Raw genomic sequence first — 25,441 nt, forward strand, 5'->3', positions numbered from 1 at the left:
CTCTTATTTATATCATGAAAAACTCAAAAATTTATCCTTGGATAGTGGTTGCCCTCCTATGGGGGGTAGCCCTACTCAATTATATGGACCGACAAATGCTTAGCACGATGAAAGATGCTATGCAAGTAGATATTGTAGAACTTCAGTCGGCAACTAATTTTGGCCGTTTAATGGCCGTTTTCCTTTGGATTTATGGTCTTATGAGCCCAATTTCTGGTATGATTGCCGATAGACTGAATCGTAAATGGTTGATTGTTGGCAGTCTTTTTGTTTGGTCTTTTGTGACCTATTTAATGGGAGTTGCAGAAACATTTAATCAAGTCTTTTGGTTACGTGCATTGATGGGAGTGAGCGAAGCTCTTTATATTCCGGCCGGCCTTTCTTTAATTGCTGATTATCATGGTGAAAAATCACGTTCTTTGGCGGTTGGTATTCACATGACCGGACTTTATACCGGACAGGCTATTGGTGGCTTTGGCGCTACGGTTGCGGCTGCTTTCTCTTGGCATACTACTTTTCATTGGTTTGGTATTATTGGTATTGCATATGCCTTTGTTTTGGTATTATTTTTAAGAGATAAAAAAGAGCATGTTAAAGTAGAACGTCCGGAACCTTCATCCAAGAATGGCGAGAAAGCAGGTTTGTTTAAAGGCCTATCATTACTATTCAGTAATATAGCTTTCTGGGTTATATTGCTTTATTTTGCGGCTCCTAGTTTGCCGGGATGGGCTACTAAAAATTGGCTTCCAACTTTGTTTGCTGAAAACCTTGATATTCCAATGTCACAGGCAGGACCTATGTCGACTATAACAATTGCACTATCTTCATTTATTGGTGTAATTTTAGGTGGTACTCTTTCTGATAAATGGGTACAAAAAAATATTCGTGGGCGTGTATATACCGGTGCAATTGGTTTGGGATTGACGATTCCCTCTTTGTTATTATTGGGATTTGGGCATAGTTTTGTTGCTGTTGTTGGGGCTGGGTTGTTATTCGGTATCGGCTATGGTATTTTTGATGCTAATAATATGCCTATTCTTTGTCAGTTCGTTTCTTCTAAATATCGTGCAACAGCATATGGCATCATGAATATGACAGGAGTATTTGCAGGAGCATTTATCACAGATTTGCTGGGTAAGTGGACCGATGGTGGAAATTTAGGTTTAGGTTTTGCCATGTTGGCTATCATTGTATTTATAGCACTGGCAGTACAACTCTACTTCCTGCGTCCGAAAACAGATAATATGGAATAAAAATAAAAGGAAATGATTGTATCTAATTTACAGAACAGCCAAAGGGTAGAAGGACTTCACCCACTGTTTAAAACTCTGTTTGATTACGTAAAAACACATGATTTACTTCATGCCGAATTAGGACGAATTGAGATAGATGGTGATAACTTATTTATTAATAATGTGAATCCTGAGTGTGTTACACGCGATAAACAAGTTTTGGAGTTACATCGCGATTACATTGATGTACATATTTTGTTGGAAGGAACAGAGACTATAGGCTGGAAAGCTATTGAAGATCTAAAGAGTGAAATGAAACCTTATGCGGCAGAAGGGGATTGTGCTCTTTACTCTGATGTGCCTACTACATTCGTTGATTTGCTCCCGGGACAATTCATGATTGTATATCCGGAGGATCCCCATGCTCCCCTTATCGGACAAGGTAAGATTCGTAAACTTATAGCAAAAGTTAAATTATAGTTTGGTAAACGCATAATAAAAAAACGTCTGGATTGTTAATATTAATAATCCAGGCGTTTTTTATTATAGAGCTGTTATGTAAATTTCTATCATCATTGATTTGATAGATGTTTATTTTTTCTATGCAAATGGGAGAGGAGAGAGTTTCTTATTATAAGATTCTCTCTCCTCTATTTATATATTGCTTATAATCAGTGTTATTATGTTCTATATAAGGTAAATGTCTTTTTAGAGAGAATGACTATTATGATACTGTCTTTTAATAGACTAAATATATGCATTATGTATTTGTATCTAATTTATAAATGTGATTATAAATAATTGATTAATAGTAATATAATGTTTCTCCCTATTTAATGCTTTGAGAGTAATAATGTGCTGGGGTTCCGATAGAACTTAGCAAAAAATTTTCAAAACACATATAAACATCTTTATTATTAACTCAAAAAGCAATACTTATGAAGAAAACCATCTTCTTGATTTTGTGCTTGTTATGTTCCATCGGAGCTATGGCGCAAAAGAAATCAATCACAGGTGTGGTTACGGATGCTACCGGTGAAACAGTCATCGGAGCAAGTGTTGTCGAGGTCGGTACCACCAATGGTGTTATAACCGACATTAGCGGCAAGTTTACGTTAATGGTCGATCCCAATGGAAAGATCAAAGTATCTTATGTTGGTTATCAGCCTCAAGTAATCGACATAAAAGGCAAAAATTCTTTTAATATTAAGTTGAAAGAAGACTCTGAAATGCTGGATGAAGTGGTTGTTACCGGTTATGGTGGTAAACAGCTACGTACGAAGGTTACGAACTCTATTTCCAAAGTTAGTGAGGAATCATTAAAGGTTGGTGTCTTTTCTAATCCGGCACAAGCGCTATCAGGTGCGGTTTCTGGTTTAAAAGTGACACAGAGTTCCGGTAATCCAGGAAGTACGCCGACCATTGTACTCCGTGGAGGTACAGAATGGGATGGATCAGGTTCTCCTTTAGTAATGGTCGACGGACAGCTCCGTGACGGTTTAAATGATATCAATCCGGAAGATATCGAATCTATGGAAGTTTTGAAGGATGCAGGTGCTACTGCATTGTATGGTGCACGAGCCAGTAATGGTGTAATATTGATTACAACCAAAACGGGTAAAGCCGGTAAGGCGGAAATTAATCTTAAGGCTAAGGTAGGTATGAACTACATTAATAATCCCTATGATTTTCTAGGAGCTAAGGATTTTATCACAGCTTTACGTACAGCCTATGATACGACACCATGGGCCAGTAAATCATCATTGGATGGTGCCTCCGCTTATGGGACAGGAAATAAATATGGCAGCGATTTGGTTTGGAATTTACTGGTAAAGGACAACGAAAACGAATTTCTATTGAATAAAGGCTGGCAACAAATGCAGGATCCGCTTGATCCTTCAGTGACCCTTCTTTATAAAGATATCAGACCCTCTGATTATAATTTGAATAACCCTTCTCTAACTCAGGATTATAATGTAAATATGTCAGGTGGAAATGATAAAGGAACTTATTATGCTGGTTTAGGGTATAATAAATCAGAAGGACTTCCCATTTCTTCTTTTTATGAGCGTTATAGCTTTATTTTCAATGGCAGTTATAAGTTGGCTGATTGGATTACCGCAAGTTCTAATTTTAATTACAATCGTGCTAATTGGCGTTCTATGCCCGGTTCGCAAGATAATGAAGGGAACTATTTTGGACGTATAATGTCTTTACCCCCTACTGTTCGATATGAAGATGAAGATGGAAATCCTGTTCTCGGTCCTAATCATAGCGATGGAAACCAGTCATATCAGCCTGAAAAATGGCTTGTAGATAACCAAACAGATAAATTTACAATGATCCAATCGTTGGAAATCAGGCCAATGAAGAACCTCGTAATTAAAGGTACCGCCAACTGGTATTATTCGGAAGGTGTCTATGAGAGTTTTACCAAAGATTTCGAAACAGCTCCGGGTAAATTCAATACAACTAGATCTTCTTCTGCCAAATTTGAACGTGACTTCTCTCAAACTTATAATGTGGTACTAAATTATAATAACACATTTGCTCAAAATCATAATATAGATGTCATGTTGGGTTCTGAATACTACGATAAAAAGACAAAAGGATTTAGTGCGGCAGGTTCCGGTGCTCCTACTGACGATTTTGCAGATCTCAACCTGACAGATAACGGGGAAGGGAAGCGCACAATTGATTCATGGCATAGCCAGTATCGCATTCTTTCTTATTTTGGTCGTTTGAATTATGATTATCTGGGGAAATATCTGTTATCAGGGGTGTTCCGTTATGATGGTTATTCTTCGTTGCTTGGGGATAACCGTTGGGGATTTTTCCCGGGAGTATCTGCCGGATGGATTTTTGGAAAAGAAGACTTCATAAAAAATGCCGTTCCTGATTTGTCTTTTGGTAAGTTACGCTTCAGCTATGGTGTGAATGGTAATGCAACAGGTATTGGAGCTTATACTTTACAGGGTTCTTATAATTCTCAAAAATACAATGGTAATGTAGGATATCTGATTGGCTCTCTCCCTAATCCGGGATTAAAATGGGAAAAGACCCGTACAACTGAAGTTGGTATAGACTTAAGCTTCTTTGATAACCGACTGAACGCAAACTTTACTTATTATAACCGTTTAACGATGGATAAATATGCTGATTTGAGCTTGCCTACTACTACCGGTTTTTCATCAGTAAAGAATAATAATGGAGATTTTCGTAACAGTGGTGTTGAGATGGAGTTATCTGGTACAATACTCAAGATAAAAGATTGGACTTGGAAAATGGGAGGTAATATTTCGTATAATAAAAATAAAGTTGTTACCTTACCGAACAATGGTCAGCCAAAGAATCGTATTGGTGGCCAGCAAATTTATACCGGACGTAAAGTTTTAGATGAAGCGGGGAATCAAGTAGATGAAGTAATTTTTGTAGGTGGCAAACAAGAAGGACAGGAACCGGGTATTTTAGTCGGATATAAAGCGGAAGGATTATATAAAGATTGGAAGGATATTCCTGAAGATCTGGTCGTAAAAACAGGAAATTATCAAGGAAAATATCAATATGGTCCGAAAGCGTATGCTGCATTGTCAGATGCAGAAAAAGCGAAAGCTCTTCAGATTGAACCCGGTGATGTAAAATGGAAAGACATTAATAATGATGGTATGATTGATGCTTTTGATCAGATAGTAATAGGGAATACGACTCCTCATTGGTTCGGTGGTTTCAATACTACATTGACATGGAAAGGTTTGACGCTGTATGGACGCTTCGACTTTGCATTGGACTATTGGATTTATGATAATACGACTCCCTGGTTCTTGGGATGTATGCAAGGTGGATATAATACAACAACCGATGTATTCAATACTTGGAGCGAAGAAAATCCTAACGCTAAATATCCAAGATATGTATGGGCCGATCAGTTAGGCACTGCCAATTATTATCGTACCTCTACCATGTTTGCTTATAAAGGTAATTATCTGGCAATCCGTGAGCTCTCTTTGTCTTATTCTTTACCTCAGAATATCGCACGGAAATTTTATTGCCAGAAATTAGATGTATCTGTAACAGGTCAAAACTTAGGATATATTACTTCAGCCAATGTAGCAACTCCGGAAGTTTCAAGTGCCGGTTCTGGATATGCCTTACCGCGTACTTTACTCTTCGGTATTAATGTTACATTTTAATAATTTGAAATATAAGAAATATGAAAACAATAAAATCAATAATTATATCAGGTATGTTACTGGTAATATCTGGTGGCATAATGACTTCATGCAGTGATTTATTGGATTTATCTCCAATTGATTTTTACGGAAGTGGTTCTTATTGGACCACTGAAGCACAAGTTACCGGTTATATGGATGGTCTTCATAAACATCTGCGTGATGTAGCCGAACAACACATTTTCACCTTCGGAGAACTAAGAGGAGGAATCTATAAAAGTGGCAATGCATCTGATGGTAACGCACTATATTATGGCAGTATTATATTGCAGAATTTTGATAAGAACAATACTGGTGTAACCGGTTTTGGAGGTCATTATGGACGTTTGGCTAATATTAATTTATTTATTGACCGTGTGACGAAAGCAGATTATGTAGATGATGCCAAGAAGAAATTTTATTTAGGACAGGCATATGGTTTACGTGCTTTTATCTATTTTGAACTTTATCGTATTTATGGCGGTGTACCTTTGAGATTGGATGTAGAAGTAATTGATGGAGTGCTTGATCCCAATAAATTATATATGGCTCGTGCAACACCTAAAGAAGTAATGACGCAAATCAAGAAAGATTTGGATCTTTCAATGGAGTATTTTGGCAATGTAACAGCTTTTGATCCATATAATCGCGGTAAAAAAGTATATTGGTCCAAAGCAGCTACTGAGTGTTTGATGGGAGAAGTTTATCTATGGACTTCCAAGGTTACTACAGGTGACAACGAGGCTAATATTGCTGATTTGGCAGTAGCAAAACAACATTTACAGAGTGTCATTGATAATTACGGTCTGAGTATGATGGATAATTTTTCAGATGTTTTCGAAGCTAAATCCCATAAAGGCAACAATGAAATAATATTTGCGATTCGTTATCTTGAAGGAGAAGCGACCAATAGAAATGTCAACTATACATACATGAGTCAGGGAGAGATAGATAAAGGAGGTTTTCGTGAAGATGGGACTCCATGGAACGATCCTTTAGGATTAAAGAAAAGTGGTGCTCAATGGTGTGAGTATATTCCTGAACTCTTTCAATTATTTGACGTAGAAGACACTCGTCGTGATGCGACTTTCCTGGCTTCTTATAAAAAAGATAAAGATGGTAATTTAAGTCTTTGGGGAACTCATGTCCAAAAGAATATAGGTTACATAAATTCTGAAGGCAATCGTGTTTTTTGTGGGGATTATGCATTCTATCGTCTACCTTGGGTTTATCTTTCATTAGCCGAAATTGCTAATATGGAAAGTGATAATTCTGGTGTTGAGAAATATATCAACCTGGTTCGTAAACGTGCTTATGCTTCCAATTGGGACGAAAATAAGCATGGGTATAAATCAGGAGATTTCACTCAAAATGAGTTGGCCATATTACATGAAAAAGATAAAGAATTTGTTCAAGAAGGGCAACGTTGGTGGGATGTGTTACGCATGACTCTGACAAAAGGTGGTAAGCATTTAGTATTCTGTAAAGAAGCTAATTTGAAAAATAATGGAGTGCCAATCTTAAATGAAGCGACAGAGAGTCACAAAGTTCTTTGGCCTATTGAACAGAATATGCTTGATAAAGATCCGTCAATAAAGCAAACTCCAGGGTATGAAGAATAACACAATATCTGCATACTTAATATGTTAGTTATATCAAATGTGATTTCTATTAATATTTGATACTCTTTTCTTAGTAATAGTATGTTTTTGCATGCTATTACTAAGAATCTTTTTTATTAGTTTGTATAAATGAATCTTTTTTGTTAACATTGTGAGTGAGTGTAAAATAACTTATTTAATATAATTATATAATATGAAAAAATATTGCTTACTTCTATTCTGTCTAATATGTATTCCCTTAATGGGGCAGCCTATTTATAAGCCGAATTGGGAGTCTATAGATAAAAGGCCGGTTCCTGCATGGTTTGAAAATGCGAAATTTGGCATTTTTATACATTGGGGATTATATTCTGTACCGGCATGGTCGCCCAAAGGAACTTATTCGGAATGGTATAAATATTGGCTTGATAAAAGAACATTGATGGGTAATGGAAATTTTACAGGAACAGAAATATATGATTACCATCGGAAAATGTATGGAGAAGATTTCACTTACGCAGATTTTGCCCCCATGTTCAAAGCTCTTAGTTATGATCCCGAAGAATGGGCTGATTTATTTGAGCGCTCAGGTGCAAAATATGTAGTGCTGACAACCAAGCATCATGATGGATTTGCCTTATGGCCAAGTAGAGAGGCATCAATCAGCTATGGCAGACCATGGAATAGTATGGAAATTGGAGCACATCGCGATTTAGTTGGGGAATATGTAAACGCATTACGTAAAACTGATATAAAAGTTGGATGTTATTTTTCTTTAAGAGAATGGGACAATCCACTTTATAATAAAGAGACAATGGATTTGTTTTATGAACGGCACTTCTTTCCGCAGTTAAAAGATTTGGTGAACCGCTATAAACCCGATTTGATATGGTCTGACGGGCCAGATCGATTAAATGACAAACAGTGGCAAGCTGAAAGGACATTAGCTTGGTTGTATTCAGAATCTCCGGTAAAAGACAGCATCGTGGTCAATGACCGCTGGGCCAATAACACCGGCAGAAAACATGGTGACTATTATACACGAGAATATAGCAGTACTAATAGTACTTTTGATAAGCCATGGGAAGAGTGCCGCGGAATTGGCCTCTCTTTTGGATATAATCAGAATGAAGATTTGGAAGATTACACTTCACCGAAAGCATTAATATTGACGCTTGCAAACATAGTTAGCCAAGGTGGAAACTTACTATTGGATATTGGTCCAAACGCTAATGGCAAAATTCCTCCTATAATGCAGGAACGCTTGTTGCAGATAGGTAAATGGCTGCAGGTAAACGGAGAAGCGATTTATGGGACACGCGCTTGGAACCGTTCATGTCAATGGACTAAGGGTAACAGGGAGTGGAAATCAAAAGAGAAGCATTATGTCAGTGGAGATGCTATATTGAAACAGACAGTCGATCCGGAGCCCGGATATGCGGTAAAAGAAGTTTTTTTCACCCAAAAGGGAGAAAACGTATACGCTATTTTACCTCAATATCCTAAAAATAAAATTGTGTTGAAAAACGTTCAAACAAGGAATAAGACTAAGATTGCTTTATTAGGATCAGATAAGAAAGTCCTTTGGAAACAAAAAGGTAATGATCTTGAAATCACAATGCCTTCTCTGTACGCAGATGAATTACCTTGTGATTATGCATGGGTTCTTAAATTGGACAATATAGAAAATAAAAAAGATCGATAGGTATATTGTATAAAACCGATTAGTTCCTTTTTTGTTGCACGAGCATGCTGCACAAATTGAAAAGGCAGTATCTGAGTATCTTTCTGTATACTTGGGTACTGCCTTAAATATAAACTCTATGAAGCTTTTTCTTTAAATAATTATCTCTATAAGTATAGCTGAATTTATTTTCCTTCAAGTATCCGTCACTTAGTACTATAAAATGTTAATAGTGGCATTGCTTTTTCTATTGTGTTAGAATGTATGTATTGTAAATAATTATCAATATTGTTTCTAATGACTTTCTTTTTCCCCTGTTCTTGTCCGCAGTAATGTTTATATTGCATTTTTATAACATTTATCTGTTGTTTTATACCATTAGTCTACCGTCTGAAAAAAGTTATTTTCTCACCTATATTAGCCTTTTGGGGCTTAAAAAACAAATTGTATATCTCTGTATATCAGCTTCTTTCCTGCTTACTCTCTTTCTCTTCTCCTTCCATTTTTCGCCTACCGTCCCGATAGAACTTAGTAAACAGTTTTAAAAACACATATAAACATCTTTATTATTAACTCAAAAAGCAATACTTATGAAGAAAACCATCTTCTTGATTTTGTGCTTGTTATGTTCCATCGGAGCCATGGCGCAAAAGAAATCAATCACAGGTGTGGTTACAGATGCTACCGGTGAAACAGTCATCGGAGCAAGTGTTGTCGAGGTCGGCACTACCAATGGTGTAATTACCGACATTGACGGCAAGTTTACATTAATGGTCGATCCCAACGGAAAGATCAAAGTCTCTTATGTTGGTTATCAGCCTCAAACGATCGATGTAAAGGGCAGAAATTCTTTTAATATTAAGTTGAAGGAAGATTCTGAAATGTTGGATGAAGTGGTTGTAACAGGTTATGGCGGTAAACAATTGCGTTCTAAAGTGACTAACTCCATAGCCAAAGTAAAAGAGGAAACTTTAAAACAAGGTATGTTTACTAATCCGGCTCAAGCTCTTTCCGGTGCTGTAGCAGGTTTGTCAGTAAGTCAGACTTCGGGTAATCCGGGTAGTGCTCCAACTTTAGTACTCCGTGGTGGTACGAACTTTGATGGTTCCGGTTCTCCACTGATCTTAATTGACGGTCAGGTACGCTCTTCGCTGAGTGATATTAATCCGGATGATATTGAATCAATGGAGGTGTTGAAAGATGCCGGTGCAACTGCTATTTACGGTGCACGTGCTAATGATGGTGTAGTACTTGTAACAACAAAACGTGGTAAGGCGGGTAGAGCAGAGGTAAATCTAAAAGCAAAGTTTGGCTTGAACTACTTCAAGGATTCTTATAACTTTATGAATGCCGGTGATTACCTTTATTGGATGCGTACAGGTTATATGAATGCTTACGTTGGAGATATGAAACACCCGGACGGAGCTAATGTGAAAGGATGGTCTTCTCTAAGCGGATTGACTACTGCAACTCCTTATGGAACAGGTAATTTATATTTTGACAAGGATGGTGTAACGCCATTAGACGGAAATAAAACAAGTTCTGCTATTTGGAGTCCGATGATCTATTCAGATAATCTATCTTTTCTGCTCAATCAAGGATGGCAGACTATGATTGACCCAGTATATGGAGATAAAATTATTTATAAAAATACAGACATTGCCGATTTTAATATAAACACACCTTCATTCTCTCAGGATTATAACTTAAGCGTAAGCGGTGGTAATGATAAAGGAAGTTATTATGCCGGCTTGGGCTACAATAAGAGTGAGGGTACAGCAGTAGGTAACTGGTATCAACGAATTACTTTTACTTTTAATGCTGATTATAAACTTAAGGAATGGTTAACTTCTAATTCAAGTTTCAATTTTGCAGATGCGACCTGGAACGGACTTCCTGCATCGCAAACAGCTGAGGCTAACTATTTCTCACGCTGTCTTTCATTACCTCCTACTTTCCGTGGTTATAATGCAGATGGAGATATGCTATTAGGACCGAACTCCGGTGATGGTAACCAACAATACAATTTTAAGCAATTCGTTCGTGATAATAATACGGATAAGTTTACGATGAATCAATCTTTCACAATTGATTTCATGAAAGGTCTCTCATTGAAATTAGGAGCCATTTGGTATTATTCCGAAGAAAAAACAGAAGCTTTTAATAAAGACTATTTGAGCTCTCCGGGTAACTTGATTACATCTCACGCCACCTCTGCTTCATATAGCCGTACTTTAGACCAAACATATAATGCCGTATTGAACTATAATTATCAGATCAATAAGGACAACTTCTTGGATGCAATGGTTGGTTTTGAATACTATGATTCATACGGCAAGGGATTCAGTGCTTCTGGTTCTGGAGCTCCCACCGATGATTTTATGGATTTGGAATACACCTCAAAAGAGGAAGGAATGCGTTCTATAGACTCTTCACATTCTCGTCAACGTATTATGTCATTCTTTGGACGTGTTAATTATGACTACCAATCTAAGTATCTGCTTTCTTTGGTTTTAAGACGGGATGGATATTCCAAATTAGCTAAAGAAAACCGTTGGGGAGTATTTCCGGGTGTATCAGCGGGATGGGTGTTCAGTAAAGAAGAATTTATGGAAAACACAGCATCTATTCTTTCATTCGGTAAATTACGTGCCAGCTTTGGTTTAAATGGTAATGTAAACAAGAACTTTGTTGGAAACTATACAGTTCAGGGAGCTTATGGCAGCAATCGCTATAATGGTTCAACCGGTTTCTTGTTAAGCAGCATTCCTAACCCATATCTGATGTGGGAAAAATCGAGAACTTTTGAAGTCGGTTTAGATATGGGCTTTTTGGAAAATCGCATCAATGCTAACTTGACATATTACAACCGTTTGACTAGTGATAAATATGCTAATATCACAGTACCGTCTACTTCAGGTGTAAGTTCTGTTACTTCAAACAATGGTGAGTTCCAGAATCAAGGATTTGAATTTGAATTAGGATTCCGGATCATTGATTCCAAAGACTGGAAGTGGAACTTGAACTGGAATGGTGCTTTGAACAAAAACAAGGTTGTTTCTTTGCCGGACAATGGACTTGAAAGAAATCGTCAAAGTGCTTATCAGGTTTATACTGGAAACGGAGATGAAAAAATGTGGGTTGGTGGATATCAGGAAGGACAACGTCCGGGCGATCTATACATGTTTGTGGCAGAAGGACTTTATAAATCTCAAGACGAAATCCCGGCTAACTTGATTGACTTGACAACAGGTAATAACGGTTCAAGTGGCCGTCCTCTTTATGGTGGAACAGAAGGTTACAATAAATTAACAGATTCTCAAAAAGCCAATGCCCTTCCGATTCAGCCGGGTGACGTGAAATGGAAAGATGTAAATGGTGATGGAGTTATTGATAATTATGACATGGTGAAAATTGGGAATACTGTTCCTAAATGGACAGGAGGTATCAATACTACTGTAAGCTGGAAGGACCTTACCTTGTCTGCACGTTTCGACTATGCATTGGGATTCACCGCAGTGGACTGGAAAACAATGTGGATCATGGCATGTGCTCAAGGTACTTATAATACCATTGAGGAGACCAAAAATACATGGACTCCTGAAAATCCGAATGCTAAATATCCAACTTATGTATGGGCCGATCAATTGGGTAAACGTAATTATTGCCGTAGCTCATCCATGTTTGCCTATAATGGAAATTATCTGGCGCTGCGTGAACTCTCATTATCCTATAAATTACCATCTGTATGGGCGCAAAAAGCTAAGTTGAGCAATGTGGAACTATCTATTACAGGTCAGAACTTAGGCTATTTGACAGAAGCAAAACACCTATTCTCACCGGAAAAAGCAGATAATAATGGAGGATATCCATTACCTCGTACAGTGATTTTTGGTATTAATGTTTCTTTCTAAATATAAAAAAGACAAATTATGAAAAAGATAATATATATCATTTCCTTATTTGTATCGTCTGTGCTTTACACTTCATGCGATGCATTGGATCTCGCTCCGGAAGACTATTTCGGAAGCGACAACTACTGGAATAATAAAGCCCAGGTGGAAGGGTTTATGAATGGCATGCACTCTCAATTGAGAGGTAACTATAATATGTTTTATTGTTTGGGAGAATTGCGCGGTGGTACACAGCGCGTTGGTAGTTCTTCACAAAACACCAGTTTGGACTATGCCATATTGCGTACCAACACTTTAAGCCAGGATAATCCGGGATTCAGCAACTGGTTTGGATTATATAGCCCGATTATGCAAGTTAATCATTTCATTCAAAAAGTTGAGAATGAATGTGATTTTTTAAGTGAGGCAGACAGAAAAGCCTATTTAGGACAAGCATATGGTTTAAGGGCTCTTTATTATTTTATGCTTTATAAAACTTACGGCGGGGTACCTATTGTAACAACAGTCGAGTTGCTGGATGGCAAAGTGACTGCAGATAAATTTTATGTCGAACGTGCTACACCCGAGGCCACTATGGCCTTCATAAAAGAAGATATCGGTAAATCTGAAAACTATTTTGGTACAGAAGAAGTGACCAATAAATATGATAAGACAATGTGGTCTAAAGCTGCCACTCTGATGTTGAAAGCGGAAATTTATATGTGGGCTGCTAAAGTTTCAATAAATGGCTATACAGCTTCTGGAAGATCGGATTTAGAAACAGCCAAAACAGCTCTGAATGGAGTGATAGGCAAATTTCAGCTATTAAATAAATTCAGCGATGTATTTAGTACAGCTAACCGTAATAATACAGAGGTTATTTTCACCTTACATTTTGCTGATGGCGAAGCTACAAACTGGGGAGGCATGTTCCTCTATCAGGAGGCAGTATTCATTGGACAGGTATATGACCGTGATGATAATAAAATTGAAACGGATACATTAAATTTGAAAGGTACCGGAGGTACATTCCGCCATGAATATACAGAAGATTTCTGGAAAAGCTATAGCGATAAAGACACTCGTCGTGATGCAACATTCTTAGAATATTATACCCAAAAGAATAAAGAAGGCTTTGGTTGTGTTATGCTTAAGGCTATTGGTTCTATCAACTCGAACAACAATCGTATTTATGATACCGATGTGATTGTTTACCGTTATGCCGATGCTTTATTGATGATGGCTGAAATAGAAAATGGTTTAGGAAATCCTTGCGCAGGTTATATTAATGAAGTGCGTGAACGTGCATATGGCTCCAATTATGAGGCTAATAAATATACGGAAGGAAATTATGCAGAGAATGAATTGACCATTCTCCAGGAACGTGATAAAGAGTTTGTTTGGGAAGGTAAGCGATGGTTTGATGTAGTACGTATGCATGATGCTAATGGCAAATCTCTTGCTTTCTCTGCTACTGCGAATTATCCTTCGGATAAACCTCTTTTGGACCCAAGCGAGGAATACAAGTTGTTATGGCCTATTGATGTTAACATTATGAGTGTCAATCCGTTGCTGAAACAGACACCTGGATATGAAAAATAAAACTTAATCAATAGGTTTTAAATATGATTATTTATTAAATGTAGAAGCTGTCTCGGTTATTATTGAGACAGCTTCTCTTTTTTCATTGCCATACACACATTACTCCTTATTCTCCAATCATAGAGCCGATTTTTATATATGCAGATGGAGGAGAACAAAATAAAGCGGGGAATGTCCGGCCGGACATTCCCCGCTTATACTAACTAATCAATTTTCATATCCCGGAGTCTGTTTTAACGCCGGATTGTCTGTCAATACACTTTCATTAATCGGCCATAATAAGCGGGTCGCAACGGCAGAAGTGCGCTTTGTCACATAGTCTGCACCCAATAATCTTAAATCATACCAGCGTTTCCCTTCAAACATAAATTCACGCATGCGCTCTTTCAAAATGGCTTCCAAAGGATCTTCATCACCGGACATGTATTTATTATCCGTATAGAAGTCTCCTTTATCATTCGGATAAGATAGCGTAGCTTTGTTTAACTCAAAGAACTCTTTTCCATAAGCACGTTCACGAACTTGATTGATCTCAGTTGCCGGATCTTCTCCCAACAGCGCTTTTGCTTCGGCAAGTAATAACAGGCAGTCTGCATATCGATAAATGGGGTAATCATTCAAAAAACTGCGCTGTGAAGCTCCGTCCAACAGGACTCCCTGATACTTATTGCAGAAAGGAGCAATATATTTAATTGTGCCATCTTCTTGCTTTTGGTAAACAGCTGTCATGGAAGCGTCCTTACGGGTATCTCCATCACGGAATGCCTTATTATACAAATCGTATCTTATCTGCAGACGAATCAAACCGTTAAGTTGTCCTTCAGGCAAATCTTTAAATGAAATTCCTTCTTTATTACAGTAAGTTGCAGTCATGTATGCCTGCTGTGGTACTAAGTTTTGTCTAAATCTATCGTCCCACATGTTATACTCATCTTTTGCATTACGTATAGAGAAAATAATTTCGGCATTATCTTTATTATTGTAAGCAAATACTTTTGAGAAATCATCCTGCAAGCTGACATTTACATTACTGATAATTGATTGTAAAGCTGTTTTGGCTGTAGTATAATCTGTTGTGCCGCCACCCATTTGACGCCCACTCCATAAATAAACTTCACCTTTCAGCATTTGTGTTGCGGCCATTGACCAGTAATATCTGCCGAATTTGAAAGAGTAATCACTGCCGAATGCCTTTTCAGAAGCAATGATATCTTCTTTGATTTGTTTCATCACATCTTCTGCAGGAGAGGCTGCTTTTGAGAGGTTGCTTAAGTCTAAAGAGGCTCCATTCGTATAATCCAGATAGAGAATAACATCTCCCCAAGAACGCAATAAATGAAAATAAAGATATGCCCGCATACCATAAGCTTCACCTAAATAATAGTTTTTAGTAGCTTCGGGAAGTACAGTCGTTTCTTTGGTTTTAGCGATCATCAAATTGATCTGATTGATCACTTTGTACATTCCTGCAAAGTTGGTTATTCCTGTGTTTTCCTTATTTATCGTATTGAAAGGCAAGCGTTCCATACCTTGAGTGGCTTCTCCTCCAAAGGGAACGTCTCCATAAATGTCCGCACGAGGCTCACCTAATAAGAAAAAATTAAAACTACATTCTCTAAGTAATGCATGCAAACCTACATTAAAGGTACTGAACTGAGCTTCAGTCTTCCAGTAATTACTATCCGCAATAGAACTGGTAGGTTCAATATCCAGTGCATCACATCTTGAAAACAGCAGGAGAGAAAGCCCTGCTAACATATATGTAAATATTTTCTTCATAATGCTATTTGTATTAATCATATATAATTTAGAATGTCACTGACAAACCGAATAAAACTGTTCTCGGAGTTGGATAACGTCCGTTATCTATTCCACGACCATAAGTTGTATCTACAGCCGGCTCAGGAGAAACACCCGTGTATCCGGTGATATAGAATAAGTTCTGTCCTGTTACATAGACTGATGCATCTGTCATGCCAACTTTACTGATCCATGCTTTAGGCAGATTATAATTTAATGTCAATTCACGCAAAGCCAGATAATCACCCTTTTCATAGAAGCGTGAACTGTTATTATCAATAGCTGTATTACCGTTATTTGAACGTGTAATATTTTTCTTGCTTAACTGGTCTGCGTAATAGAATGCAGGTAAATCTGTATCAGTATTGGTCTCACTCCATGTCTTTTTTACCTCTTTAATAATATTGAATGAACCTTGATACTGTCCCAAAGAACGTGCTGCGAGATCATTATAAATGGTATGTCCTAAAGCGTAATCGAAACGAGCATATAAAGAGAGGTTTTTATAACCCAATGTAGTAGAGAATCCACCAGTAATTTTTGGAAATATATTTCCTACTACTTGACGGTCATATCCATTGATTACACCATCGCCATTGATATCTTCCCAACAAACATCACCCGGTTCGATCGGTTGCCATCCTTCTTTTCCGGCATATTGGGCTGCAAGTCCGGGACCATATAAGTTGGCTACCTCGTCGATGCGGTTATTGGCATACTTTTTCACGTCATCCCAATCTTTGAATATATGATTTTGTTTGTAAGCAACCAATTCTCCCAATTTACCACCTTCCTGACGGCCGGCAATCCATTTTGTTTCAGGAGTTCCATCGGCTTTTTTGCGTCCGGTTGCCACTTCATAGCCACCTACACGGTTATTTTCATTGCCGTTATAAGGTAATTTCACAATTTTGTTTGCTACAGAAGACAGATTGGCTGTAACATCCCATGTCAATCCTTTCGGGTTATTCAGAATGTTGGCTCTTACTTCCATTTCGAAACCATAGTTGCGCAGAGTTCCCATATTAGTCATGATCTCTGTAAAGCCTGTATATCCCGGAAGTGCTTGTTTAGTTAACAAGTCTTTAGTAGTACGGTTGTAGTAGTCAAGAATGAAACTTAACCGATTGTTTAAGAATCCGATGTCCAGACCAGCTTCAAATGACTGACTTTGTTCCCAGCGTAATCCGGTGTTTACCAAGCCTGAGTTGTAGAATGCGGTTGAACCTCCATATGTCTTTGCACCTACTTGAGAGTAAGCACCATATACATCGAAATTTCCGATACCATTTACATTTCCATTTACACCATAGCTAAGACGAGGTTTCAAGTTAGAAATAACTTCTGAGACTTTAGAATCCTTCCAGAAATTTTCTTCCATGATATTCCAACCCACAGACACACCAGGGAAAAATCCCCAACGGTTATCTTTCAGTTTTGAAATACCATCATAACGAGCAACAAATGAAATTAAATATCTCATGTCATAGTTATAATTGATACGGCCAAACCCTGATAGAATACGGTATGCTGTTTTAGTTGTAGAAGTATAAGTCCTTGTAGAACCAGCATTCAAGGTAGGAATATCGTCAGTTGGAGAGTTTTGGGTTTTAGCTTCAAAATCGAACTGATCATAGGTGAAGTATTCAGTTCCTACCATTGCTTCCAGATTGTGTTTTTCAGCAAAAGTATCTGTGTATGTCAGTGTTCCGTTCAACTGAATTTGATTGTATTTCTGGACATAAGCCTCAGCCTGACGTGTATTGTCAGGAGTTGCAGAAGATTGAGCTTGATAAGATTTATTAAACTTCTCTCTCTGCCAGTCATAACGATAAAGTGAAGCATTTCCATTTAACACTAATTTTTTAGGTAAAATGTCAAGGGCAAATCCAACACTGTAGGTTGATTTATTAGTGCTGTTCTCGCTCGTCAACTTATCTCTGTAATAATCGGGATTACCGTCTCCTGTGCCGAAACCGGAGGCCGGAGTTCCATCTTCATTCCAAGGATTCCATGTCGGACGTTGAGAACGTGTACGGTAGAAAAATTCATATTGGCCGATCCAAAGTTCCGGTTGAGTTGACCAAGAGTAAGTCGCATTAGCCTTTACTGTCAGGAAAGGAAATACTTTATAAGAACCGTTCAATGCACCATTGAAGCGCTCGTAACCAGTACCTCTAATCTGACCATCTTCTTTATAGTAGCCTAAACTTGCAGAAAAAGTCCCTTTATCATTACCACCTGTAATGTTCACATAATGATCTTGAGTTAAAGCACTGTTGTTAAACACCACATCGTCCAATTCACCAGAGTAGTCTTTATACAAGATCGTTTTTCCATCATAAAATGGATCTGCCATAGAAGACCAACCTTCATTTTTCAGATTAGCATTTTCGTCTGTCAAATAGCGGATATCAAATAAGTTATTTCCAATACCATATCCCATTTGTGTATCGACATTAGTACGTCCGGTTCTTTTGTAGCCCATACGGTTATAATAAATATAATCGTGTGCATCGCAAAAATCATAGCCTTTACGAGCGAAGTTCACACCCATTTTAAATTTGTAATTAACAGATGCTTTTCCTTCTTTTCCACTTTTAGTCTCAACCAAAATAACACCACCATTGGCACGTGCACCATAAATAGCTGTTGAAGCGGCATCTTTCAAAACCTGAATAGATTCAATATCAGAGGGATTAATATCACTCATGCTATTGCGAACAATACCATCGACTACAATAAGAGCTTTGCTGTTGTCGCCTGTAATAGTAGCACCTCCACGCAATGTAATATCCGGTTCACTACCAGGTTGCCCCGTTTTGTTAACAACACGAAGACCTGTAACAGAGCCTTGTAAAGACTGTCCTGCATTACTGAAAGCCGCATTTTTAAGTACAGAATTATCAAGCTTTGAAATAGCAGTAGTTAAAGTTGCACGTTTTTGTGAGCCACCGTATCCTGTAATCACCACTTCATCTAATACCTCTGTATCTTCTTTCAGTACTACATTGTAAGTGTTTGCAGCGCTAACAGTAATTGTTTGAGGTTTGTAACCAATATAGCTAACTGTGAATTTAGCGCCAGTAGCTATCGTTAATGAGAACTTGCCGTCAAGGTTAGTGATTGTACCATTGGTTGTACCTACCTCAACGACACTTGCACCGATGACAGATTCACCGGTACCATCTGTAACCACACCTGTGATGGATTTTGTTTGAGCTATAGCTCCTATAGAGCATAATAAGCACAAAATCAAGAAGATGGTTTTCTTCATAAGTATTGCTTTTTAGTTAATAATAAAGATAATTATAATTGCTTTTACTAAGTTCTATCGGTACTTGGTATTTTTACTACCTAAATAATAAATGAAAAAGGTTAAATTTATTATTTCTTTTCATTTATATACTATCAAACCGTTGCAAATATATATATTATATTAAAAACTCACAAGTATATTTTAAATATATTTTTTATATAACCGAAATAATATTGAAAAACTAAGATAATCAGCTCCGGATTCTCATAAAAGATTGTTTATGGAAGAGTGCTATATATATATAATATTGATTTCTTATATTATATATGAGACTGCTTTCATTAAAATGGACAAATGTAATATGTTTTTATTTTGAAATACTGTTTGATTAACTTGAAAAGTGCCAAAGATTATATCTAATAACCTTATTATATGTTATAAGATGTTTCTTTGTGTTGAAAGATGGATCACTTCATTTCACTTACATAAAAGTGGCTTCCGAACACAAGAAAAGATGAAAAGTATAGCCTGATGATTCACTACTTTTCACCATAATAAATTTGTTTGTGAACATTTGTACGAAAATATTTTTTTAAAATCTTTCGTTTGTAAGATAAACAATTGATGTTTAGATTATTGCATATTTATTGTCCTTATTTCTGTTATACCATATAACCAAGTACCGATAGGACTGTGCTCATTTTCAGGTGTTTATATTTAAGAGATTTAGAAGAGATAATTTTCCTTTTTTATTAACTAAAAATCAATTTATGAAAAAAGTCCTTTTTATTTTGTTGGGCTGTTTGCTATCGTTTAATGTGATGGCACAGGTAAAGGCGATTTCGGGGGTGGTAACAGATGTTACCGGAGATCCCGTTATTGGGGCAAGTGTTGTAGAAGTGGGAACCACTAATGGAGTAATTACTGACTTAAATGGTAAGTTCTCGTTAAAAGTGGCGCCTAATTCACAATTCTTGGTGAGTTATATTGGCTATAAACAACAAACTATTAAAGTTGGTTCTGAAAGCACTTATAATATTGTGCTGAAAGAAGATTCGGAAGTTCTGGATGAGGTTGTTGTAGTAGGTTATGGTTCACAAAAGAAGGTGAACGTTACGGGAGCTGTAGGTATGGTTAGTGCTGATGCATTGGAAGCACGGCCGGTAGCAAATGCTTCACAAGCGTTACAGGGGGTTGTTCCCGGTCTGAATCTTACTGTTGGCAATAACGGTGGTTCTCTGGATGGAACATTGAACATGAATATTCGTGGAGCCGGAACGATCGGTGATGGATCGGGTTCTTCTCCATTGGTTTTGATTGATGGCATTGAGGGTGATCTGAATACTGTCAATCCTAACGATATCGAATCTGTTTCGGTATTAAAAGATGCTGCATCGGCTTCTATCTATGGTGCAAGAGCTTCGTTCGGTGTGATTCTTGTAACTACAAAGAGTGGTAAGAGCGGTAAGACAAATGTGTCATATAGCGGTAGCGCACGTTTTTCTGATGCTATTGGTATTCCCGATATTATGGATTCTTACACTTTTGCTCAGTACTTCAATCGTGCTTCTGCTAATAAAAGTGGCGGTGATATTTTTGCACCTGCCGTAATGGAACGCATCAAAGCCTATCAAGAAGGAACGTTGAAAGCTACTACAGTTGATAATGGAGCAGGTATTTGGCAAAAATGGGCTAGTGCGAATGGAAACACGGATTGGTTTGAAGAATTTTATGATCATTGGGCGCCATCTCAGGAACATAACCTTAGTATTAATGGTGGTACGGACAAAACCCAATACTTGATTAGTGGAAGTTTTCTGGATCAGAAAGGTTTAATGCGTCATGGATCTGACAAGTTTCAACGTTACACACTGAATGGCAAAATCACAACGGCTGTCACTGACTGGTTCAAGGTGGCATATTCTACTAAATGGACCCGTGAGGATTTTGAACGTCCTACTTACTTGACAGGAAACTTTTTCCATAACTTAGCTCGTAAATGGCCTGTGCATCCGGCTTATGATCCTAACGGATTCCCTATGGACGAAGGTGAAGTGGAGCAGATGGAAAATGGAGGAAAGCAGAACAGCCAGAAAGATTTTTATACGAATCAGTTGCAACTGGTTTTTGAGCCTATTAAAAACTGGAAAATCAATCTTGAAGGTAGTGTACGTACCACTACTCAATATCAGCATTGGGAAGTATTACCTGTTTATGCCTACAATGTAGATGGAGATCCCTATTATACAGTGTGGGATATGGGATATGGTTCTTATGCGGCAGGTTCTTCTCGCGTGAATGAATATAGTTGGAAGGAAAATTATTATACCACAAATATTTATTCGGACTATTTCAAACAGTTCGATAACGGACATTATTTTAAAGTGATGGCTGGTTTTAATGCAGAGTTATATAAAACCAGAAACATTACGGCTGAGAAAAACACATTGATTACTCCGGGGGTACCGACTATTAATACGGCAACTGATGACCCACAGGCTTATGGTGGTTATGCCGACAACTCTGTAGCCGGTTTCTTTGCGCGTGTCAACTGGAGTTATAAAGATCGCTATATGTTTGAGGCTAATGGCCGATATGATGGTTCTTCCCGTTTTGTCGGAAAAGAACGTTGGGGATTCTTCCCTTCGTTTTCTGCCGGTTGGAATATCGCCCGCGAACCATTTATGGAAAGCTTTGCTGAAAAGATCAATATGGGAAGTTTAAAGTTAAGAGCTTCATGGGGACAGTTGGGTAATACGAATACCAATGATGCTTGGTATCCATTTTATCAGACTATGCCTGTAGGGTCTAATTATGGTTGGTTAGTAAATGGCGAACGTCCTAACTATGCTACAAATCCGGGTATTGTCAGTTCTAAGAAAACATGGGAAACAGTAGAGACTTGGGATGTTGGTTTGGATTGGTCTTTCTTTAATAATCGTTTGTCTGGTTCATTCGACTATTTCGTACGTTATACTTATGATATGATTGGTCCGGCTCCTGAACTTTCAAGTCTGTTGGGAACTTCAGTTCCTAAAATCAACAACTCGGATATGAAATCATATGGTTTTGAGTTGGAGTTGAATTGGAGAGACCGGATTGGTGAAGTTTCTTATGGAGCTAAATTAGTGCTTTCTGATGACCAACAGAAAATTTTGCGTTATCCGAATGACTCATATGATGTAGGTTCGTACTATAAAGGCAGACACTTGAATGATATTTGGGGATTGACAACAATTGGCATTGCAAAAACACAGGAAGAGATGGATGCCCATTTGGCAAAAGTTGATCAGTCTTCTTTGGGAACCAGTTGGGGAGCCGGTGACATCATGTATGCCGATTTGGATGGTGACGGAAAAATAAGCAATGGTACTAATAAGTTAGGAGATACCGGTGACTATCGCATTATCGGTAATTCAACCCCTCGCTTGAAATATGGTCTTACGTTGGACGCTGCGTGGAAAGGATTCGATTTCAGTATTTTCATGCAGGGAATCGGAAAACGTGACCTGTGGTTGGACGGATGTTATTTCTGGGGAGCCAACGGACAAGGAAATGAATGGCAATCTACCGGATTTACTGAACATTGGGATTTCTTCCGTCCGGAAGGTGACCCGTTGGGTGCTAATTTAGATGCGTATTATCCACGTGTTAACTTTAGTGGTGGCCGTAATACCCAAGTCCAGACACGTTATTTGCAGAATGGTGCGTATCTGCGCTTGAAAAATGTTCAGTTGGGTTATACATTGCCTCGGGTGTGGACAGAAAAAGCCGGAATCTCTTCTGTACGTGTATATCTTTCAGGAGATAACCTGGCTACAATCACCAGCCTTTCTAAGATTTTCGATCCGGAGGCTACCGGAAGTTTAGCCGGAACAGGATCCGGTAAACTGTATCCTTTGCAAAGAGTAATATCTGTCGGTGTTAACATTAATTTTTAAATTGAAGTATTATGAAACTTAAAATAAAAAATCTGTTTATACAAGCATGTTTTATTGCAGGAGGGGCATTGACACTCACATCCTGTAATGACTTTCTTGACAGAGAACCGCTTTCTTCTGTCACACCGGAAGTCTATTTTCAGACAGTAGACCATTTCGCTGCTTATTCCATAGCGAAGTATCAGAACTATTTTTCTTCGCATGGCGGTTATGGAGCAGGCATAGCCAATAATGATGGCGGAACAGATAATATGGTAGCCGGAGGGCGCAGTAGCCGCTATGTAAAAGGACTTTGGAAAGTTCCTTCCAGTGATGGCAACTGGAGTTTTAGTAATATCCGTTATTGCAATTACTTCTTTGAAAATGCTGTGCCTAAATATGAAGCGGGTGAAGTTGCCGGAGCGGACGCTGATATTCGTCATTATATTGGAGAAATGCATTTGATGCGTGCGCTTGTGTATTATAATCTGTTGCGTAATTATGGTGATTTTCCGATCATAACGGAAGTTCTTCCTGACGATAAAGCGGTACTGATGGAGAAAGGTGTTCGTCAGCCTCGTAATTTGGTTGCCCGTTTTATCTTGAAAGATTTGGATGACGCTGCCAGTATGATGTATAGTCAGGGATTTAAGAATAATACTCGTTTGAATCGTGAGACGGCTTTGTTGATTAAATCACGGGTAGCATTGTATGAAGCTTCTTTCGAAAGGTACCATAAAGGTACAGGAAGGGTACCGGGAGATGACAACTGGCCGGGAAAGAAAGTGCATCCTAATTTTTCGTTGGATGTGGAAGCAGAAGTTGATTTCTTCTTGACAGAGGCTATGAAGGCTGCGGAAGAAGTGGCAGATAAAATCACTTTGACACCCAACACGAAAGTTGCGGACCCGGCTAATCCTTCTATTACATCCGGATGGAATCCTTATTTTGAGATGTATGCTACTGTTGATTTGAGTGGCTATGATGAAGTGCTTTTCTGGCGCCAATATGCAAAAACCGGTAGCTTCTCTATCATGCATGGTGCTCCGGCATGGATTGCATCTGGTTCTAATCATGGTTTGTTGAAAAGCTATGTTGAAAGTTTCTTGATGCAGGATGGTTTACCTTGGTATGCGGCAAGCAGTGCGGCTCCTTATAAAGGTGATGCTACATTGGATAATGTGAAAGCAAATCGTGATAACCGTCTTCAGTTGTTTATGTTTGGTGAAAGTAATTTTGTGCCTGTATATTCAACCGAAGAAGCGGGTACGGTGAAAATGTTTGCTCCACACCCGGTGTCTAACCGTGAAGAGATGAGAGACCAGACAGGATATCGCATTCGTAAATATGCCAGCTTTGATATGGCACAGAATGTTTGGGGAAAGGCTGAATCAACTACAGGATGTATTATTTACCGTGGTGTTGAGGCTTATCTAAATTATCTGGAAGCTTATTATATGAAGAATGGCAATGTGGCAGGCAAAGCGGCTCAGTATTGGAGAGCTATTCGTGAACGTGCCGGATTGGATCCTGATTTTACAAAAACTATCAATGCGACTGATTTGAATCAGGAAACAGATTGGGGTAAGTATTCAGGTGCCCAGGTTGTAGATGCTACCTTATTAAATATACGTCGTGAGCGTCGTTGTGAATTTATTGGTGAAGGTATGCGTTGGGATGATTTGGTTCGTTGGCGTTCGATGGATCACTTGCTGACGAAAAACTATATGCCTGAAGGATGTAATTTCTGGGATGAAATGTATAAGTCGGCTAACAAAGATGAGAATGGTGCTGAGATTACATTTAAAGATTCCGGTGAAGAAGGTTCCAATATCTCTTCACGTACCTTTAAGTATTTGCGTCCTTATGCCATTTTGAAAGCCAATAATGACGTATACGACGGTTATACCTGGCAGAAAGCTCATTATCTCAACCCTGTGCCGGTTCGCGAGATGGAATTGCTGTCTCCGGATGAAAAAGTAGAAACGTCTGTATTATACCAGAATCCTTATTGGCCAACTAAGATTGGAGAGGTTGCTGAAGAATAATTCGGTTTTCAATAGATTATTTAAATAAAGTAGAGGAGAGGGGTGTTATTGAAGATAACGTCTCTCTCTTTTTTATTCTGACTTCAGATATGCTCATCACAAAGTTAAAACTCAGAATCCGAAAGATTCAGAGTAAAGTATATCTTGATCTTTAGAGAAATGTTTTCTTCGTACAAGCCAAGTTCATCCTGGTA

11 protein-coding genes are annotated in these 25,441 nt (G+C 38.2%); 9 read left to right on the forward strand and 2 right to left on the reverse strand.

The genetic code is table 11. The features are described 5' to 3' along the window. Positions 1-14: 14 nt before the first annotated feature. The 7 genes from R3O62_RS12545 (at position 15) to R3O62_RS12575 (ending at position 14,220) form a co-directional block, all read left to right on the forward strand. A complete protein-coding gene (locus R3O62_RS12545) occupies positions 15-1,253 on the forward strand; it encodes an MFS transporter (RefSeq protein WP_005776496.1) in 1,239 nt (412 codons plus the stop codon). A 12-nt stretch (positions 1,254-1,265) separates the two neighbouring features. After that, entirely contained in the window at positions 1,266-1,712 is a 447-nt protein-coding gene (locus R3O62_RS12550; protein WP_005776497.1) for a YhcH/YjgK/YiaL family protein, read from the forward strand. Positions 1,713-2,170: 458 nt separating this feature from the next. Beyond that, complete coding sequence (locus R3O62_RS12555; RefSeq protein WP_122296983.1) at positions 2,171-5,422, forward strand: SusC/RagA family TonB-linked outer membrane protein; 3,252 nt, start codon at positions 2,171-2,173, stop codon at positions 5,420-5,422. A gap of 20 nt (positions 5,423-5,442) precedes the next feature. Continuing rightward, entirely contained in the window at positions 5,443-7,062 is a 1,620-nt protein-coding gene (locus R3O62_RS12560; protein ID WP_033572623.1) for a RagB/SusD family nutrient uptake outer membrane protein, read from the forward strand. A gap of 241 nt (positions 7,063-7,303) precedes the next feature. After that, a complete protein-coding gene (locus tag R3O62_RS12565; RefSeq protein WP_250709917.1) occupies positions 7,304-8,746 on the forward strand; it encodes an alpha-L-fucosidase in 1,443 nt (480 codons plus the stop codon). Between the two features lie 569 nt (positions 8,747-9,315). Further along, positions 9,316-12,639: a SusC/RagA family TonB-linked outer membrane protein gene (locus R3O62_RS12570; protein ID WP_032530380.1), complete on the forward strand. Its 3,324-nt coding sequence runs from the start codon at positions 9,316-9,318 to the stop codon at positions 12,637-12,639. A gap of 18 nt (positions 12,640-12,657) precedes the next feature. Beyond that, complete coding sequence (locus tag R3O62_RS12575; protein WP_317472840.1) at positions 12,658-14,220, forward strand: RagB/SusD family nutrient uptake outer membrane protein; 1,563 nt, start codon at positions 12,658-12,660, stop codon at positions 14,218-14,220. A 207-nt stretch (positions 14,221-14,427) separates the two neighbouring features. Here the strand turns inward: R3O62_RS12575 and nanU are convergent, their stop codons facing one another. Together nanU and R3O62_RS12585 are read right to left on the reverse strand one after the other, a co-directional pair. Continuing rightward, positions 14,428-15,999: a SusD family outer membrane lipoprotein NanU gene (gene nanU / locus R3O62_RS12580; protein WP_005809006.1), complete on the reverse strand. Its 1,572-nt coding sequence runs from the start codon at positions 15,997-15,999 to the stop codon at positions 14,428-14,430. Between the two features lie 28 nt (positions 16,000-16,027). Beyond that, entirely contained in the window at positions 16,028-19,297 is a 3,270-nt protein-coding gene (locus R3O62_RS12585) for a SusC/RagA family TonB-linked outer membrane protein (protein ID WP_005776513.1), read from the reverse strand. Between the two features lie 752 nt (positions 19,298-20,049). Here R3O62_RS12585 and R3O62_RS12590 point away from each other — a divergent pair. Together R3O62_RS12590 and R3O62_RS12595 are read left to right on the forward strand one after the other, a co-directional pair. Continuing rightward, complete coding sequence (locus R3O62_RS12590; protein WP_005809005.1) at positions 20,050-23,220, forward strand: SusC/RagA family TonB-linked outer membrane protein; 3,171 nt, start codon at positions 20,050-20,052, stop codon at positions 23,218-23,220. An 11-nt stretch (positions 23,221-23,231) separates the two neighbouring features. Continuing rightward, complete coding sequence (locus R3O62_RS12595; protein ID WP_005776516.1) at positions 23,232-25,247, forward strand: RagB/SusD family nutrient uptake outer membrane protein; 2,016 nt, start codon at positions 23,232-23,234, stop codon at positions 25,245-25,247. Positions 25,248-25,441 lie beyond the last annotated feature (194 nt).

Source organism: Bacteroides hominis, from assembly GCF_033042785.2.
In the GTDB taxonomy this organism is placed as follows: domain Bacteria; phylum Bacteroidota; class Bacteroidia; order Bacteroidales; family Bacteroidaceae; genus Bacteroides; species Bacteroides hominis.